The 17,101-nt window shown below is 71.8% G+C and carries 14 protein-coding genes and 1 pseudogene; 7 read left to right on the top strand and 8 right to left on the bottom strand.

Annotated features, from left to right (window positions below; all coding sequences use genetic code 11):
• From O7610_RS24760 to O7610_RS24745, 4 genes are read left to right on the top strand one after another with little or no spacing between them, the layout of a single operon-like run.
• Positions 1-1,929, top strand: coding sequence for an MFS transporter (locus O7610_RS24760; RefSeq protein ID WP_289211986.1), 1,929 nt, complete (start codon positions 1-3; stop codon positions 1,927-1,929).
• Positions 1,930-1,935: 6 nt separating this feature from the next.
• On the top strand, positions 1,936-2,484 hold the full coding sequence (locus O7610_RS24755; RefSeq protein ID WP_281552796.1) for a hypothetical protein: 549 nt from the start codon (positions 1,936-1,938) through the stop codon (positions 2,482-2,484).
• Positions 2,481-3,608, top strand: coding sequence for a M23 family metallopeptidase (locus O7610_RS24750; protein ID WP_281552795.1), 1,128 nt, complete (start codon positions 2,481-2,483; stop codon positions 3,606-3,608). Before O7610_RS24755 ends, O7610_RS24750 begins: the two co-directional genes overlap by 4 nt.
• Positions 3,609-3,642: 34 nt before the next feature.
• Positions 3,643-4,230, top strand: coding sequence for a hypothetical protein (locus O7610_RS24745; RefSeq protein WP_289213684.1), 588 nt, complete (start codon positions 3,643-3,645; stop codon positions 4,228-4,230).
• A 10-nt stretch (positions 4,231-4,240) separates the two neighbouring features.
• Here O7610_RS24745 and O7610_RS24740 read toward each other — a convergent pair whose 3' ends face one another.
• The gene (locus tag O7610_RS24740; RefSeq protein ID WP_289211985.1) at positions 4,241-4,795 is read right to left on the bottom strand and encodes a hypothetical protein; all 555 of its coding nucleotides are present in this window, start codon (positions 4,793-4,795) and stop codon (positions 4,241-4,243) included.
• A 214-nt stretch (positions 4,796-5,009) separates the two neighbouring features.
• On the opposite strand from O7610_RS24740, the gene O7610_RS24735 reads away from it, so the two are divergent.
• Both O7610_RS24735 and O7610_RS24730 read left to right on the top strand, forming a co-directional pair.
• Complete coding sequence (locus tag O7610_RS24735) at positions 5,010-7,808, top strand: FtsK/SpoIIIE domain-containing protein (RefSeq protein WP_289211984.1); 2,799 nt, start codon at positions 5,010-5,012, stop codon at positions 7,806-7,808.
• Positions 7,805-8,497, top strand: a complete 693-nt coding sequence (locus O7610_RS24730; RefSeq protein ID WP_289211983.1) for a hypothetical protein — start codon at positions 7,805-7,807, stop codon at positions 8,495-8,497. The genes O7610_RS24735 and O7610_RS24730 overlap by 4 nt, the downstream gene beginning before the upstream one ends.
• Positions 8,498-8,512: 15 nt before the next feature.
• Here O7610_RS24730 and folE read toward each other — a convergent pair whose 3' ends face one another.
• The 4 genes from folE to O7610_RS24710 form a co-directional block, all read right to left on the bottom strand.
• A complete protein-coding gene (folE, locus tag O7610_RS24725) occupies positions 8,513-9,139 on the bottom strand; it encodes a GTP cyclohydrolase I FolE (RefSeq protein WP_475054416.1) in 627 nt (208 codons plus the stop codon).
• 53 nt (positions 9,140-9,192) lie between these two features.
• Positions 9,193-11,232: an ATP-dependent zinc metalloprotease FtsH gene (gene ftsH, locus O7610_RS24720; RefSeq protein ID WP_289211982.1), complete on the bottom strand. Its 2,040-nt coding sequence runs from the start codon at positions 11,230-11,232 to the stop codon at positions 9,193-9,195.
• Positions 11,233-11,506: 274 nt separating this feature from the next.
• Entirely contained in the window at positions 11,507-12,082 is a 576-nt protein-coding gene (gene hpt, locus O7610_RS24715) for a hypoxanthine phosphoribosyltransferase (RefSeq protein ID WP_289211981.1), read from the bottom strand.
• 92 nt (positions 12,083-12,174) lie between these two features.
• On the bottom strand, positions 12,175-12,303 hold the full coding sequence (locus O7610_RS24710; protein ID WP_278172054.1) for a hypothetical protein: 129 nt from the start codon (positions 12,301-12,303) through the stop codon (positions 12,175-12,177).
• 198 nt (positions 12,304-12,501) lie between these two features.
• Here O7610_RS24710 and O7610_RS24705 point away from each other — a divergent pair, with 198 nt between their 5' ends.
• Positions 12,502-13,464: a GlxA family transcriptional regulator gene (locus tag O7610_RS24705; RefSeq protein ID WP_289211980.1), complete on the top strand. Its 963-nt coding sequence runs from the start codon at positions 12,502-12,504 to the stop codon at positions 13,462-13,464.
• A 3-nt stretch (positions 13,465-13,467) separates the two neighbouring features.
• On the opposite strand, the pseudogene tilS reads toward O7610_RS24705, so the two are convergent.
• From tilS to dacB, 3 genes and pseudogenes are all read right to left on the bottom strand, one after another.
• Positions 13,468-14,439: pseudogene (gene tilS / locus O7610_RS24700) on the bottom strand (tRNA lysidine(34) synthetase TilS); the annotation flags it as partial.
• Between the two features lie 7 nt (positions 14,440-14,446).
• A complete protein-coding gene (locus O7610_RS24695; protein WP_289211979.1) occupies positions 14,447-15,520 on the bottom strand; it encodes an Rv3626c family coenzyme F420 biosynthesis-associated protein in 1,074 nt (357 codons plus the stop codon).
• A 51-nt stretch (positions 15,521-15,571) separates the two neighbouring features.
• The gene (gene dacB / locus O7610_RS24690) at positions 15,572-17,092 is read right to left on the bottom strand and encodes a D-alanyl-D-alanine carboxypeptidase/D-alanyl-D-alanine endopeptidase (protein WP_289213683.1); all 1,521 of its coding nucleotides are present in this window, start codon (positions 17,090-17,092) and stop codon (positions 15,572-15,574) included.
• Positions 17,093-17,101: the final 9 nt, after the last annotated feature.

Raw genomic sequence — 17,101 nt, 5'->3', positions numbered from 1 at the left:
GTGGCGAGGACCGCGACCCGGTGCACCGCGCTCCTGCTCGCCGTCCTGACAGCCGCCGTGGCGAGCATCTCCTGGCCGGTACTCGGCGCGGCCGCTCCGGCCCAGGCCGCCCCGGCCGGGCCGGTCGCCCAACTGCCCGCCCAGGCACCGGCCGACCTGTGTCCGGTCGAGGCCTGGCAGGCCGACTTCCGGGCCTGTCTCGACCGACTGCAGGACGTCAGCTCGGCCCGCGCGCAGTGCCTCGACCCGCCAGCACCGAGCGCCCCCGACTCCGGCTTCGGCGGTTGGTTCGCCACCCAGCCCGAGCAGACCGAAGGTGCCAGCGGGCTGTACATGAACTATGGGTACGCCGGCTACCGGTTCCCGACGTACGACCTCAACGGCGGATGTGCCTCCTCGGTGGTGAACGCCGACGTAGGTGTGTTCAACGGGGTCGCCAACCTGGAGATGATGGTCGCCACCGCGATCGTCGGCGCGTCCAACGCGATCCGGGAACGGGCCTGGGATCCGGGGACCATGTACGCCTGGGCCGACCCGCTGGTGGCGCAGGCGACCACGGCGATCTACGAAGAGGTGTTCACGGTCTTCGGGCTGATCACCCTCTGTGTGGTGGGCCTGTACCTGATCTGGCGGTCACGTCAGTCGGACATGAGCAACATGATCACGACGGCCGGCTGGGCGGTCCTGATCATGGTGGTGGTGACCGCGATCGCCGCCTGGCCGGTCCGCTCGGCGAACCTGGCGGACGAGGCGCTGACCAGCACACTGGGCGTGGTCCACGAGGCCGTCGGCCCGCGGGCCGTCGAGATCCCGGCCGAAGAGTGCCCGGAAGCTGACGCCGAACGCTGCACCGATCAGCGTCCGCCAGCGGTCCGGGCCAGCGACACCATCACCTCGGCCATGTTGTACCGCAACTGGTTGCGCGGAGTACTTGGCTCGGCGGACAGCCCGACAGCCGAGAAGTACGGCTTCGCGCTCTACGACGCCCAGGCGTTCACCTGGTCGGAAATCGAGGTGATGCGAGCCGATCCGCAGCGCCGAGATGCCATCATCTCGCAGAAGAACCAGCAGTGGATGACGGTCGCCGAGCAGATCCGGACCGAGGATCCGGAGGCGTACGAGCATCTGCAGGGCATCCGGGAGATGGACCGGGTCGGCACCGGCCTGATCGCCATCTTCGCGGCGGCCATGTTCGCCATGTTCGACCTCGCCGCGTCGCTGCTGGTCCTGCTCGGATTCCTGCTGTTCCGTTGGGCGGTCGTCGCCGCGCCGATCCTCGGGACCATCGGTCTGCTCCGGCCGGCCGGCGCGGGGATGCGTCGACTCGGCAACGCGGTCGTCGCCGCCGTCTTCAACATCGCGATCTTCGGCACCGGGGCGGCCGTCTACCTGTTCGCAGTCGACCTGATCATGAGCACCCCCACCCTGCCGGGCTGGCTGCAGGTGGTACTGATCTGGCTCTGCGGCATGGTCGGCTGGCTGCTGCTGCGTCCGTACCGGCGGATCACCGATCTTGGCGGCCGGGACGGCGGCGGCAGTTCGTGGAACCTGCGGTACTTCCGGGAAACCCGGGAGACCCGCGAGCCCGAACAGGTCGTGGTCAAGTCCAAGGACGGACGGGACCAGACCGTCGTCAAGCAGACCGTGGTGCGGCCGGAGGCCCGGTTGGAGGACCCGAGCAGCGACAAACCCGCCGGTGGTGCCGGCAGCACCGGACCGGCCAGGGAGCGGCCGGACGGCCGGGAGGACGGCTCCGAACCCACCGCCCAGCCCGGGTCGCCCCGACCATCGAGCCGACCCCGTCGCGCGTCGACGTGGACCGCGCCCGACGTCCCGGCCGAAGAGCACCAGTACGCCGTCTACCGGCCCGACAGCACCCGCAAGCCCGACGAGGCGCCGAAGCCGCGCATCCGTACCGAAGCTCGGTGACCCGGAATGCGTCCCGTCATCGCCTTGCTGACCCGGTTCCTCTTCCGGTCCCGGGTCGGGCTGGCGGTCGTGCTGCTCGTCGTCGTGGTCAGCGTGGTCGGCGTCGGTCAGGTCGTCGGCCGCGATGACGGGACCAGCGGGCCACTGCTGGGTGCACCCGGACCACAACCGGCATTGACCATCGACCCGACCGCCGGTGACGACGGAATACGGTCGGTGGCACCTGCCCCTGACCCGGTGACCAGCCCCGGTGCCGCAGATCCGCCGACGGTCGCCGTCGCGTTCGCGACCGCCTGGCTCGATCGCGGCCTCGACGCCGAGCAGTGGCACGCCGGGCTGCGGCCGTACGCCACCGAGGAACTGGCCGAGAAGCTGGTCGGCGTCGATCCGGTGGCCGTGCCGGCCGAGCGGTTGACCGGTGAACCGGCGGTCATTTCGTACGCGACGAATCTGGTCGAGGTGGTGATCGAGGTGGATTCCGGTACGTTGCGGCTACGGTTGACCGGCTCCGACGGACAGTGGCTGGTCGACGGCGTCGACTGGGTGCGGGCATGAACGACAGCCCCGGCATGCGGACCCGCGCCGCCCGGCACGTCGCCCTGACCGTGGCGCTGACCGCGACGCTGGTGCTGCTCTGCTGCACCGGCGGGATCGGTGCGGTGCTGTTCAGCGACGACGAGCCGGATTCGGCGCTGTTCGCCGCCTTCGGCTGCGGGCGGGACGGCCCGGTCGACCCCGACCAGGCGCCCCGGGTCGGGCCGTACGGGCCGGACCAGGTCGCCAACGCGGCGGTGATCATCAACACCGGCGCGGAGCTGTCGGTGTCGCCGCGCGGCTGGGTGATCGCGGTGGCAACCGCCATGCAGGAGTCGGCACTGCGGAACCTGGGGCATCTCGGCGACCGCAACGACCACGACTCGGTCGGCCTGTTCCAGCAGCGACCCAGCCAGGGCTGGGGCACCCCGGTACAGCTACAGGATCCGGCGTACTCGTCGCAGAAGTTCTACCAGAAGCTGCTGACCATCGACGGCTGGGAGACGATGGCGCTGACCGACGCCGCCCAGCGGGTGCAGGTCAGTGCCTTCCCGGACGCGTACGCCAAGCACGAACCGTTGGCGACCCGGATCGTCAACATCCTCACCGGCGGCGCGGCCCGCGCGGTCGCCGGCCCGGACGGGCTGCTGCGCTGCGCCGCCGACGGCGAGGTCGCCGCCTCAGGATGGACCCGACCGGTGCCGGGCAACGTCGGGTCCGGCTTCCGGACCAGCTCCCGGCCCGGACACAACGGCGTGGACATCGCCCAGCCGAAAGGCACCCTGATCCGGGCCGCCTCGGCCGGCCGCGTCATCGTCTCCCGGTGCGACCCGGACCAGTACGGCCGCCTCGACTGCGACGTCGACGGCTCGCCCAGCAAAGGTGGCTGCGGCTGGTTCGTCGACATCCTGCACGCCGACCAGGTGATCACGAGATACTGTCACATGGTGAAGCGGCCGGAAGTCGGCGAAGGCGACCTGGTAGACGCCGGACAGGTGATCGGCGAGGTTGGCTCCAGCGGCAACTCGTCCGGCCCGCACCTGCACTACGAGATCCATCTCAACGCAGACCGCAGCAGCCGCGGAGCCGTCGACCCGGTGCCGTTCATGCGGGAGCGGGGCGCGCCGCTCGGTGAGAGTGGCTGACCGACCGGAGGAAACTGCGTTGACCCGGGACCCGATGCCGGACCCGTTCGCGGATCAACCGAACTGGGCGCCTCGACCGCCGCGACCGACAGCGCTGGTGCCAGCCGCCGTCGCAGCCACGCTACGCGGCCGGCGGGTCTGGGTTGGCCTGCCGGGCACCGGATGGCGCGGCGACCTGCGCGGCGACGAGAAGGTCGTGCAGCGCAGCCGCACCTACGTGCCGGTGCTGCCGGAGCAGGAATGGTACCGGGCCGAATCGGAGGGGGTGGAGGTGTTCGCCCCCCTGGTACCGGCCGACCGGGTCTGGGTCGAGCAGCCGGACGACACGCTGACCGACCCCGGGCGGGGCGACGTGCTGTCCCGGCTCGTGTCGCTGGATGCCCCGGCACCCCGTTTTCCGGTGCCGGTGGTTGACGCGGGGCCGCTGGTCGGCCGACGGCTGGTGCACATGGACGACGGCCAGGAGCGCCGCGACCTGCGCGCGGTGACCGAGTTGCACTCCGGCGCCGATGGGGACATCTGTGTTCGGGCGGCCACCGAGCTGGCCTGGTACCGGTGGGTTTGGACGGGTCAGCCGCCGGAGACGATCGAACTGCCGGTCCATCTGGTCTGGGTGGAGTGACGTCGACCGGTCAATCCAGCCGGTCCACCCGGCAGACCCGCCAGTCGCCCTCGTCCACTGCAGTGATCCGCCAGCGGTCCGTCAGCCTGTTGATCAAGCCGCTGGAGGCCATCCGACGTTCGATCACCACCGTCAGAACCGCGTCGCTGTCCGTGGCATTCTCGGTAGTGAGCTGCCCGATGGTCATCGCGGACAGCGTCCCTTGGCGCTGCTCCCACTCGACGATGCTGTCGCGGTAGGCGGCAAGAGGTGCGATCGACGAATCCTCGCAGAGGTGGAGTGCGGCGACGGTGTCGTCGCGCTGAACCAGGTAGGCCTCGAGGAAGCCCAGCGTCGTCGATTCGGGGGTGCCCCGGTCGGGGGTGGTGACGCTGGTGTAGAGGACGAACGCGACGCTGACGCCGCCGAGGCAGAGCAGCGCGGTGATCCCGGCAGCCAGCACCAACGCCAGCCGTAGCCGGCGGCCGGGTGGCACCACGGGCGGCACTCCGACGCCGGGAGCGATCCGCTGCCTGGGCACCCGTCCACGGCGTACAGGGGCCGCCGCCGGCCGGGTCTGCTCCACCCCTCGACAGTATCCGTCGCGAACGTGAGACTGAATAGCCGGTTCGAGTCCTTATTGGTCACATATCCGGCGAAGCACCCTGACGAGTACTGATCAGGCGGGAAACCTCGGTCACCCCACATCCGGCTGCGGACCGGCTGGGATACCGTCTCAGGTCTGAACTCAACCGGCGCTCGCGGACGAGCTGCCGTACAGCGGTAGGCAGGTGGTCGACATGGGCATGGACCTGGACCGCGCCGCCGCGCTGCACCGCTCGGCGGCAGCCGTCGTCACCGCGCTGGACCAGGTTGACGCGGCCGGTGGCGGCCGTACCACCGGCTCCGATCAGCACGAGGTCGCCGAGCAGCTCCGCAGCCTCGCAGCGCGGCTGGCCCCCGGCTGGTGGGGTGCCCCGCTCGACGCCCAGACCCCGACGATGCCGATGGGCGGTCTCGACCACGTCGGCCACCTGCGGATCGGCATCGCCCAGCCACTGGACGACGCCCGGTTCCCGGTGGTCGTCCCGTTCCTCGGCAGCGGGCATCTGACGCTCGACGGCGACATCCGCGACCGACGGGTCGCCGGGCTGCTGCGGGCCGTGCTGCTCCGCCTGCTGGCCGCCGTACCGCCGGAACGGGTGTCGGTGCGCACGGTGGACGGCGTCGGTGCCGCGGGCGAGGACGTGCTCGGCCCTTTCCGGCCGTTGACCGAGGCCGGCGTGCTGCGCCCGGCCGCCACCGACGTCACCGGGCTGCGGGCCGCCCTGGCCGAGGCGGAGCAGTGGATCCGACCGGCCCGACCGACGGTCGCCCGGCACCACCGGCAGGGGCGGTTCATGCTGCTGATAATCGCCTCGCTGCCCGAACTCACCGACGGTGTCGTGCTCGACCGGATCGCCCGGCTTGCCCAAGTGGGCCCCGAGCATGGCCTGCATCTGGTCGTCGCCGGCTGGCCGCCGCCTCCGCTGGACACCGAGCAGACCCGCGCCGACCTGCCGTGCAGCACCATGGTGCGGCTACGGAATCCGTACGTCCTGGTCGGTGACCCGCCCGGGGACACCTTCCGCGACCTGCCGGCCGGAGCGGGCGGCGACCACCTCGGCGGTCTCGACGCGCCGGTGTACCTGGACCGGCAGCCACCCCAGCAGCTGATCGACCAGGTGTGCGCGGAACTCGTCGCCCGGTCCGAGGTCGGTGCCCGTCCACCGCTGACCGACCTGCTGCCCGACCCGGCGGACGGAACGGTCGCCGGATCCGCCGCCGACGGGCTGGTGGCCGCAGCGGGGTTCGACGGACACCGGCCGGTCCTGCTCCGGTTCAACGACATCACCCCACACTGGTTGGTGGCCGGGCAGGCCGGCGCAGAGGTGGACCAGTTCCTCACCGCCCTCCTGTACGGGCTGGCGGTACGGCACGATCCCGCCGAGGTGACCCTGCATCTGGTGGACCTGTCGCCCGGCGAGTCGTTCACCAGCGTGCTGCCCGGCGTCACCGACCCGTCCGGGCTGCCGCACATCGCGACGGCCGGGGTGGACGCCGACCCGGAGTACGGACTGTCGGTGCTGCGTCAGGTGGCGGCGGAGGTCGACCGGCGCTCCTTCCTGGCGACCCGCAATGGGACGACCCGGTTCGCCGAGCTCGCCGCCGCCACGGGCACGACCCGCGTTCTCTGCGTGCTCAAGGATCCGGCCCCAATGCTGGACCTGACCGGACCGGTCGCCGACGAGTCACTCGACCTGCTCGAACGGATCGCCAGGGGCGGGCGCGGCAGCGGAGTCCACCTGCTGATCGCCGACTCCGGGACCGGCCCAGCTCCCGGGTCGGAGCAGAGCGTCGGATCCGATGAGCCTGACGGGTCGGGCGGCTGGGTGGGCTCAGGCGGTTGGGTCGGCCCCGATCCGGCCGGCGGGTCGACCGGCGGTGGCTGGTGGCGGCGGGATTCGCTGCTGAGCCAGTTCCCGGTCCGGGTGGTGCTGGCCGGCGGTGACTGGCTCCTGGAGCCGAGCAACGACGCCGCGGTCGGGCTGCCGACGGGTCGGGCAGTGGTGAACACCGCCGGCGGGCTGGGCGGCCCGCGTGGGGCGACCCGCGGCCACGAACGTACCGTCGTGTTTCCGGATCCGTACACGGACCGGCCTGGGTTGGCCGGGCTCCGCCGGCAGCTGTGGTCGCGCCGTGCGGCCGACGCCCGGCCGCCGCAGGTCTTCGCCGGCTACCTCCAGCCGGAGCTCGAATCGGACGAGACCTACCAGCGGGTGCTGGCCGACCCGCCGGACACTCCAGCCGGACTCTTCGGCCGGGCCGTCGAGCTGCCGGGGCGGACAGCGGAGTTCCGGTTCGAACGTGCCCCCGGTCGCCACCTCGCCATCTTCGGCTCCCGGGAGAGCACCGCGAGCCTGCTGGCCACGGTGGTACGCAGCGCCGCGGCACACCACCAGCCCGGCACCGCCCGCATCCTGTTGCTGTCGATGGGCGAACACGACCGCCGGCAGTTGACCGACCTCGCCCGAGCGGTCGGCGTCCGTCAGCCGACCGAGGTGGTGGATCTGGAGGTTCTCCGGACGCTGGGCGACGCAGCCGGCCCCGCGTACCTGGTCATCGCCACCGCCGATGTTCTCGAGCTCGGCGGGCCGGCCGCCGCCCGCCTGCGCAACCTGTTGGACTCCGGGCCGGCCCGCGGCATCCATCTGCTCTCCGGCTGGGAGCAGCCGGACTCGTTCCTGGCATTTCTCGGTCCCAGTCCGGACCTGATCTCCGGGATCGTCCTGCTCGACCGGCCGGTGACCGAGCAGGCCGCGACGGCCGGGCCAGTCGGGTTCGCCGGCCGGCTGCCGGCTTGGCACCCCCGCCCGCAACGTGGTCTGTTGTACGACGCGCAGACCGACCGGCGCACCGTCTTCGTCCCGTTCCAACCGGCCGGGACCGGGACCGACACCGGGGAGGGACGCGTCGTGGCCGACACCGGGGAGGGACGCGTCGTAGCCGACACCGGGGAGGGGCGCGTCGTAGCCGACACTGCGGAGGGCGCGGCGTGACTGGGAACGGCACCGGAGACGAGTGGGCGGAGTACGTAGCGGCCGCCCGACGGTTGGCCCGGCTACGCCACGGCCAAGGGCGGCCAACGGACGGTCCAGCTGGCGACCGGCGCTCAATGGACCTGACGGTGCTGCGCGACCGGCTCGCTGTCCAGCGGCGTCAACTGGTCATGCTCGGCGTACCGCCTGGCCTGCTCAATCCGATGCCGCCGGAGGTAGCCGCGGTCCACGCCGCGGTCAGTGCCTCAGCCGGGGCTTCGGTCGGTGCCGCAGTGCGGATGCCTGCCTCCTTGGCAGTCGGGTCGCCGGCCCGGCAGGCGGCGATCGCGCGAGCGCACGCGCAGGTCGACGCCGCCAACGGCGACCTGGCCGTCGCGGCGGGTCCGTCTGGCGGTCCCCCGCCGTGGCTTCGCAACCTGCTGGTGTACGGGCCGTTCGCGGTGATCGTCCTGATGATCCAGTTGGCCATGTTCGTGGTCGCCGGAGACCAGGCACCGCTGGGCTACGCGCTCGGCTGCGGGCTGGTCCTGCCGCTGGTCGCGTTCGGCCTTGGCTGGCTGGCGGTCGGTTTCGTATTCGGCGGGCCGCGCCAGCGGCCGGACCGCACACCGTTGGTGGGGGCGCTGGTCTGCGCGGTCCCGCTGGTGCTGGCGTTGGTGCTGGCGGCGCTGATCTCGCTGCTCGGGTGAATCGGGCAGTTGGCGTCAGCTGTGGATGATCAGGCTCATCGCTTCAGCACGGGACTTGGCGTCGCGTTGGAACACACCGCGTACGGCCGAGGTGATGGTACGGGCACCAGCCTTCTGAATGCCGCGCATCGCCATGCACATGTGTTCGCACTCCAGCACGGTGACCACACCGCGCGGCTCCAGCCGGCTCATCAGCATGTCGGCGATCTGCGAGGTGAGCCGCTCCTGGACCTGTAGCCGCCGGGCGTAGACCTCGACCAGGCGGGCCAGCTTCGACAGGCCGGTTATCCGGCCGGTCGCTCCGGGAATGTACCCGATGTGCGCCACGCCCCGGAACGGCAGCATGTGGTGCTCGCACAGCGACATCACCTCGATGTCGCGGACCAGCACCAGCTCGTCGTGGTCAGCCTCGAAGGTGGTGGTGAGCACCTGGGCCGCGTCGGCCCGCAGGCCCGCGAGCAGCTCGGCGTACGCCCGAGCGACCCGGGCCGGCGTCTGGCGCAGCCCGTCGCGGTCCGGGTCCTCGCCGACGGCGATGAGGATCTCCCGTACGGCGCGCTCGATCCGGGTCAGGTCGACGGAGCGTTCGACCGGCGTGCCGTTGAGTTTGCCGTTGATCAGTCGGGCGGCGAGATAGTCCAGCGCGTCGTCGTCCGGTTCGGTCGACGACGCGCTGGACGGTAGGTCAGGGCTGCTCAGGAGGTGCCGTCCGAGTTCGCGGACATGGTGCCGTCCGAGTTCGCGGACATGCCACCGCCGAAGACGGCTTGAGCCCCGTCGGCGACCGCCTGCCGGCCGAGGTTCTCCTTCTCGGCCGGGGTCAGCACCGGCGGCTCAGTGGACGGCTGCCGCTTGCCGAAGCCGTTGAAGGGTGCCATCGGCGGCCGCTTGACCACCCGCTCGCAGATCCGGGCCATGTCGGACTGGGAAATGGTCTCCTTCTCCATCAGCTCCAGCACCATGGTGTCGAGCACGTCGCGGTACTCAACCAGGATTTCCCAGGCCTCATCGTGGGCCAGCTCGATGAGGGCGCGGACCTCGCTGTCGATCTCAGCGGCGATCGAATCGGAGTAGTCCCGCTCGTGGCCCATGGTCCGGCCGAGAAACGGCTCGTCGCCGTTGGTGCCGTACTTGACGGCGCCGAGTTTGGCGCTCATGCCGTACTGGGTGACCATGGCCCGGGCCAACGCGCTGGCCTTCTCGATGTCGTTGCCGGCACCGGTGGTGGGCTCGTGGAAGACCAGTTCCTCGGCGGCCCGGCCACCGAGGGCGTACGCCAGGGTGTCGATCATCTCGGCACGGGTCTGGGTGTACTTGTCCTCGGTCGGAAGCACCAGGGTGTGGCCCAACGACCGCCCCCGGGACAGGATGGTCACCTTGTGCACCGGGGCGGCGTGTGGCAGGGCCCAGGCCACCAGGGCGTGACCGCCCTCGTGATATGCGGTGATCTTCTTTTCCTTGTCGCCCATCACCCGGGTCCGCCGCTGTGGGCCGGCGACCACCCGGTCGATCGACTCCTCCAAGGCCTCGTTGGTGATCGCCCGGGCGTCCTGCCGGGCGGTCAGCAGCGCCGCCTCGTTGATCACGTTGGCCAGGTCGGCGCCGCTGAATCCGGGGGTACGCCGGGCCACCGCGTCCAGATCGACGTCCGGGGCGAACGGCTTGCCCCGGGCGTGCACCCGCAGGATCGCCTTGCGGCCCTCCATGTCCGGGGCGTCGACCGGGATCTGCCGGTCGAACCGGCCGGGGCGCAGCAGCGCCGGGTCGAGGATGTCGGGTCGGTTGGTGGCGGCGATCAGGATCACGCCGCCCTTGGTGTCGAAGCCGTCCATCTCGACCAGCAACTGGTTGAGGGTCTGTTCCCGCTCGTCGTGGCCGCCGCCCATGCCGGCACCACGGTGCCGGCCGACCGCGTCGATCTCGTCGACGAAGACGATCGCCGGGGCGTTCGCCTTGGCCTGCTCGAACAGGTCACGGACCCGGCTGGCGCCGACACCGACGAACATCTCGACGAAGTCGGACCCGGAGATCGAGTAGAACGGCACACCGGCCTCGCCGGCCACCGCCCGGGCAAGCAGGGTCTTCCCGGTGCCGGGTGGACCGAACAGCAGTACGCCCTTGGGGATCTTTGCACCGAGTGCCTGGTACTTCGCCGGGTTCTGCAGGAAGTCCTTGATCTCCTGCAACTCCTCGACGGCCTCCTCGGAGCCGGCCACATCGGCGAAGGTGGTCTTCGGGGTGTCCTTGGTGATCACCTTCGCCTTGGACTTGCCGAAGTTGAGCACACGGGACCCGCCGCCCTGCATCTGCGACATGAACAGCAGCAGCAGGATCACCAGGATGGCGATCGGTAGCAGGTTGACCAGCAGGGTGATGAAGATGCTGTCCGACGACACCTCGGCCTCGGCCGGGCCGGTCACCCGGCCGGCCTCCTTGGCGGCCAGCACGTCGGTCCAGATCTCGTCGCCGACCTCGTACGGGAACTGGGCCTCGATCCGGTCGGTCTCGGTGTCGCCGAACTCTTCCGGCTCGGCGAGGTCGAGCCGGAGCGTCTGCTCCCGGTCCTGGAATATCGCCTTGTCGATGCCGCCCTGCTCCAGCCGCTCCAGCGCCACCGAGGTGTCCACCTTGTGGTAGCTGGGGCCGTTGGTGAAGAACGAGCTGAGCGCTATCGCACCGATGATCACCAGGATGATCCAGACCACCGGCCGGCGGAAGAAACGCGTACGTTCCATACGTATGTCGAGCGCCGCAGCGCCCGGACCCTCCTGATCGACGTTCTGACCGTCTGGTTAGCCACTCCGGGGCGCCAACCGAGCGCCACGGTCATTCGAAGGTACACCGTGGTGACGAGGTGCGCGTCCGCGAGCCCGGTCGACCCGCGCTCCGTCCGCTGGTCCCACGTCGGCGCGGTCAGCTGACCCGCGCCACCGCATACCGTAGCGCTGTTTCCTGGGAGTGGCCTGGACGTCCCGAGGAGTTTCCCGACGGCTGACACACCGGCGGCGGTCAGCCGCGGCCGTACACCTCGGGCTTGAGCACCCCGACGTAGGGCAACTCGCGGTACCGCTCGGCGAAGTCCAGGCCGTAGCCAACCACGAACTCGGTGGGGATGTCGAAGCCGACATACCGCACCGGGACCTGCACCTTGACCGCCTCGGGCTTGCGGAACAGCGCGACCACCTCCACGCTCGCCGCCGACCTGGACGCCAGGTACTTCAGCAGCCAGGACAGGGTGAGGCCGGAGTCGATGATGTCCTCGACCACCACCACGTGCCGACCGGCGATGTCCCGCTCCACGTCCTTGAGGATGCGGACCACGCCGGAGGAGGTGGTGCCCTGCCCGTAGGAGGAGACGGCCATGAACTCCAACTCGACGGGAGCGCCCTGCCGGCCGAGCTCACGGGCGAAGTCGGCCATGAACATGACCGCGCCCTTGAGCACGCAGACCAGCAGCAGTCCACCCGTCACGTCGGCGTAGTCAGTGGCGATCTGCTTGGCGAGTTCCGCGGTCTTGTCGCGGATCTGTTCCTCGGAAATGATCACACGGTCGATGTCGGCGTCGTACCAGGAGCCGTCAGCCATGCGCCAAGCCTGCCGCATCCGGCCGGCCAGCCGACACCGGGGCCGGCGGATACTCACGTGGCGCCGGTGGGTGACGGTGGTCCAGCCGACGGTCACCGGGGCCGGCGGACACCGTCGTGACTCGGCCGCCAGTCGGCCGAGTCACGACTGTCCCGGGTGAGGCCGGCCGCCGAGGCGGCGGCGAGCAGCAGGATGATCGACACGACGATAAGAAGTTCCATGGCGGCAGCCACCTTCACGTTGGTCCTGACGGGAGGTTCACCCTGGTCCCGATGAGTGTGTTCACCCTGGTCCCGATGGGTGTGCCGCCGGTGCGCACCGGACGTCGACACCAAGTCTGCGCGCCGGCCCACTGAGCGAACAGCGGCAGAGATGCCACTGTTCATCGAAATCCTGCCACCGTGGGCTAGACTCGTCGCATGCTTCGTACCGTCGCGGTGATCGCGCTCGACGGCGTAGCCCCGTTCGAGCTCGGGGTGGTCTGCGAGGTCTTCGGTCACGACCGCACCGCGGACGGCTTCCCCGGATACCGCTTCGACGTCTGCACCGTCGACGGCGGCCCGGTCCGCACCAGCTCCGGCTTCTCGCTGCTACCCACCGCCGATCTGCGGCCGGTCGCCGACGCCAACCTGGTCGCCGTGCCCGCGGCCAGCTTCCACGACGCCGTCGCCGCACCGGTGGTCGACGCGTTACGCGCCGCCGACCGCCGCGGCGCCACCCTGCTCAGCGTCTGCTCCGGCGCATTCGTGCTCGGCGCCGCCGGCCTGCTCGACGGCCGCGAATGCACCACCCATTGGCGGTACGCCGACGAGCTGGCCCGCCGCCACCCGACCGCCCGGATCCGGTGCAACTCGCTGTACGTGGCCGACGGCAACGTGCTGACCAGCGCCGGCACCGCCGCCGGGATCGACGCCTGCCTGCATCTGGTCCGCCAGGAGCACGGCTCCGCCCTGGCGACCAGACTCGCCCGCCGGATGGTGGTGCCGCCGCACCGCGCCGGCGGGCAAGCCCAGTTCATCGAGACGCCGATCGCGGCCAGCCCGACAGCGGCCACGCTGGAGTCGGTGCTGGTATGGATGCAGCAGCACCTGGACACCACGATGAGCGTGGAGGAACTGGCTGCCCGGGCACACATGGCACCGCGTACCTTCGCCCGCCGGTTCCGGGCCGAGACCGGCACCACGCCGCACGACTGGCTCACCGGCCAGCGGGTGCTGCTGGCCCGCCAGCTACTGGAGGAGACCAGCCTGGGGGTGGAGACGGTGGCCCGGCGGTGCGGCTTCGGCGACGCCGCCACCCTCCGGCACCACTTCAGCCGGCGGGTCGGCGCCACACCCCAGGCGTACCGTGGCACGTTCCGCGACCGGACCGCCGTCGGCTGAGCCGGCCGACAGTTCACCCCCGGCCCGACGCACCTCGATACCACCCGGCAGGTGCACCGCCCGCTGCCCACGCCACCGGGTGACCAGTGCGTCGAGAGCGGTGACGTGCCGGTACGCCAACGCCCCGGCCGGCGCACCGAGCCGCAACGCCCAGCGGTGCAGCACCCGGGTCCGCACCGCGTCCGGCAGCTCGGTCAGGACCGGGACCGCCAGCCCACCACCGGGTGTGGCGGCCCGGTCCGACGCGGCGTCGGCCAGCCCGTCCAGCGTCGTGTTGTCGGCGGCGACCAGCGTGGCGGTCCGCGCCAGATTCGCCACCACCGCAGTGCCCAGCGCCTCGACCAGGGCCGGCAGCGCGTCGGCCCGGACCCGGGCTCGGGCGTACGCCGGGTCGGTGTTGTGCGGGTCGGCCCACGGGGTGAGGCCGAGCGCCGCGCAGGCCGCCCGGGTCTGCTCCCGCCCCACGTCCAGCAGCGGACGCAGCACCGTGACGCCGTCCACCTGGCGGGCCGGCGGCATCCCGGACAGGCCGGCCGGACCGGCCCCCCGGGCCAGCGCCAGCAGCACCGTCTCGGCCTGGTCGTCGCGGGTGTGACCGAGCAGCACGGCGGCCGCCCGGTGCCGGTGGGCCACCCGGGTCAGCGCGGCGTAGCGGGCGGTCCGCGCCGCCGCCTCCGGGCCGCCGGCGGCACCGACCTCGACGGCGACGGTCTCGACCGGGTCGAACCCGGCCCCGGCCGCCCAGCCGGCCACGTCCCGGGCCTGCTCGGCGGACCCCGCCTGCAGGCCGTGGTCGACAGTCACCAGCCCGGCGCAGACCCCGCAGCGGGGGGCGACGAACGCGACCGTGGCCGCCAGAGCCAATGAGTCCGGGCCGCCGGAGCAGGCCACCAGCACCAGCCGGCCGGCGTACTCGCGCAGCATCCGCCGGACCGCGACACGCAGCTCGGCGACAGCCGGAGCGAGCCTGGGCACCCGCGGCTCAGACGACGGTCGGCGGCGAGCCGGAGACCGGGCCATGCACCCGGGCCACCCAGGCGTCCGGGTCGCCCAACTCCTCCAGCCGGGGCAGGGTCAACGGGGAGTCGAAGACCTTGTTGAAACCGGCCATGCCGACCCTGTCGACCACGCCGTGCACGAATTTGCGGCCTTCGGCGTACTGGCGCATCTTGACGTCCACGCCGAGCAGCCGGCGGATCGCCTTCTCCAGCGGGTTGCCGGCCTCGCGGCGGCGGTTGAAGCCGGCCCGGATCTGCTCCACCGTCGGGATGACCTCCGGCCCGACCCCGTCCATGACGAACTCGGCATGCCCTTCGAGCAGGGTCATCAGCGCGGTCAGCCGGTCGAGTACGGCGCGCTGCGCCGGGGTCTGCACGATGTCCAGCACGCTGGCCCGGCTCTGCGGGTCGCGGATCGACTCGGCGAGGGTGCCGACGCCGCGCCGGACCCGGTCGACGAAGTTGTCGCCACCGGCCTGCGAGGCGTCGACGAACGCCTGAACCTGGCCCAGGAAGTGCCCGCGCATCCACGGCACGGCGGTGAACTGGGTGCGGTGGGTGACCTCGTGCAGGCAGACCCAGAGTCGGAAGTCGCGCGGGTCGGCGTGCAGCTTGCGCTCCACCTCGACGATGTTCGGGGCGACCAGCAGCAGCTGGCCGGGGTCACCGGAGAACACCTCGTACTGGCCGAGCACCCGGCCGGAGAGGTAGCCGAGCACCGTGCCGGCCTGCACCCCGGTGACCCGGGAACCGATCGCGTCGGTGAGCGCGCCCGGCTGGCGGTCACCGGCCGCCCGGGAGACCAGCGGTGTGATCACGTCACGCAGCCCGGCGATGTTGGCGACGGCCCAGTCCCGCCGGTCGACCACCCGCACCGGCGGGTGCGCGACCTGGGCCTGCAGACCGGTGTACGCCACGACGTGTCCGGCCGCTTCGTCGGTCAGCCGGCGAAGGTCGTTGACCACCTCGGTTGCTTCGTCGAGCGAAGCCTTCGGCCCCGACTTGCTCAGCGCGCCGGCGGTTGCGGCGGCCAGATCCCAGTCCACGAACTGCGCCATGCACCCACCGTACCCGGGTGACGCCCGCCGACCCTGGTGATCATGCCCCGGTCAACGGCAACCGCACCGGGCCAGGGTCGCGGCGATCCGGTCCAGGCCGGCCTGGGCAGCGTCGATGAGCAACGGCACCTCGTCGGCCAGCACCGCGAACGCCAACAGTCGGCCGTCGGCGGTGGTCACCGTGCCGGCCAACGCGTTGATGCCGGACAACGACCCGGTCTTGGCCCGCACCACGCCCGCGCCGACCCGCTGCGGGGCGTCCGCCGTCTGGTACCGCCCCTGCAGGGTGCCGGACCAGGCGGCGACCGGCAGACCGGAGAACAGCCCGGTCAGCGCGGGACGGTCGCCGCTGCCGGCGAGCACGGTCAGCTCGGTCAGCAGTCCCGGGGTCACCCGGTTGCTGCGGGACAGGCCGCTGCCGTCGTACAGGTCGCTCTGGTCGGCCGGCAACCCGAGTTCAGCCAGTACGGCGTCCATCGCGACCGCCGCCCCGGCGAACGACGCGGGTTCGCCCCGGGCGATGGCGACCTGCCGGGCGAGCGCTTCGGCGAGGACGTTGTCACTGTCGGCGAGCATCATCTCGACCAGCCGGGCCATCGGCGGCGATTCGATCCGGGCCAGTTCGGCACCCGGGCCGGCGTCCGCCGGCTGGTCGGGGTTTGCCCCCGACGACCGGTGGGGGGTCGCCGGCTGCCCGGTCGCCGACGTGGTCGGTGCGCTGGCGACCGCGTCGGTGCCGCCGACGGGCTGCGTCGGCGAGCCCGGCAGCTGGTCGGTGTAGCCGGCCGGTGTGGTGTCCACCGCGTCCGCCGGCAGCCCGAGAGCACGGGCGAAGGCCCGGCCGGCAGCCAGGTCCGGTGCGGCCGAGCGCGGCGCCCAGCCCTTGGCTGCGGCGGGATCGGTCCGGGCACCGTCCACCATCAGCGCGGTGATCGCGGCCGCGTACCCGCCGGTCGGGATGTCGTCGTCCCACCCGGGCCCGAACGCCGGTCCGGAGAAGAGCGAACTGTCGATCAGCACCCTGGTCGGCGTCGTGTCACCGAGGGCGCTACGGGTGGCGGCGGCCAGCACGTCGAGCCGGGCGGCCCCCGGATAGAACCCGGTGTCATCGATCGACAAGGTCGGGTCACCGCCGCCGATCAGCACCACCTCGCCGGGCGCGGCTCCCGCGACCACCCGGGTCGTGATCCGGTGTGTCGGCCCGACCGCGGCCAGCACCGTCGCCGCGGTGACCAGTTTGGTGGTCGACGCCGGCACGGTCAGCGCCGCCGGTTCGCGACCGTACAGGACCGCGCCGGTCGTCATGTCCCGGACCGAAACGTGCACCCGGTCACCGAGGCCGGATCGGTTGATCGCCTTGTCCAGGGTCTCGGTCAGCCCGGCCGTGGTGGGAATCGGGGCGTCGGCGGCCAACCCGGCCAGCACCGGGCCCGGCGTCGGCTCGGCGGACATGCTCGGGCTCGGGCTCACCTCGGCGGCACCGAGCCAGCCGGCCACCGGGCCCGGCCGGAGTACCGCGATCGAGGTACCACCGGCCAGCAGGACGACGACGGCGACGGCGGCGGTCAGCAGCCGGGCCCG

Origin of the sequence: Solwaraspora sp. WMMA2065, assembly GCF_030345075.1 — a bacterium.
Taxonomy (GTDB): Bacteria; Actinomycetota; Actinomycetes; order Mycobacteriales; family Micromonosporaceae; genus Micromonospora_E.
This window is presented reverse-complemented; position numbering and strand designations above follow the sequence as displayed.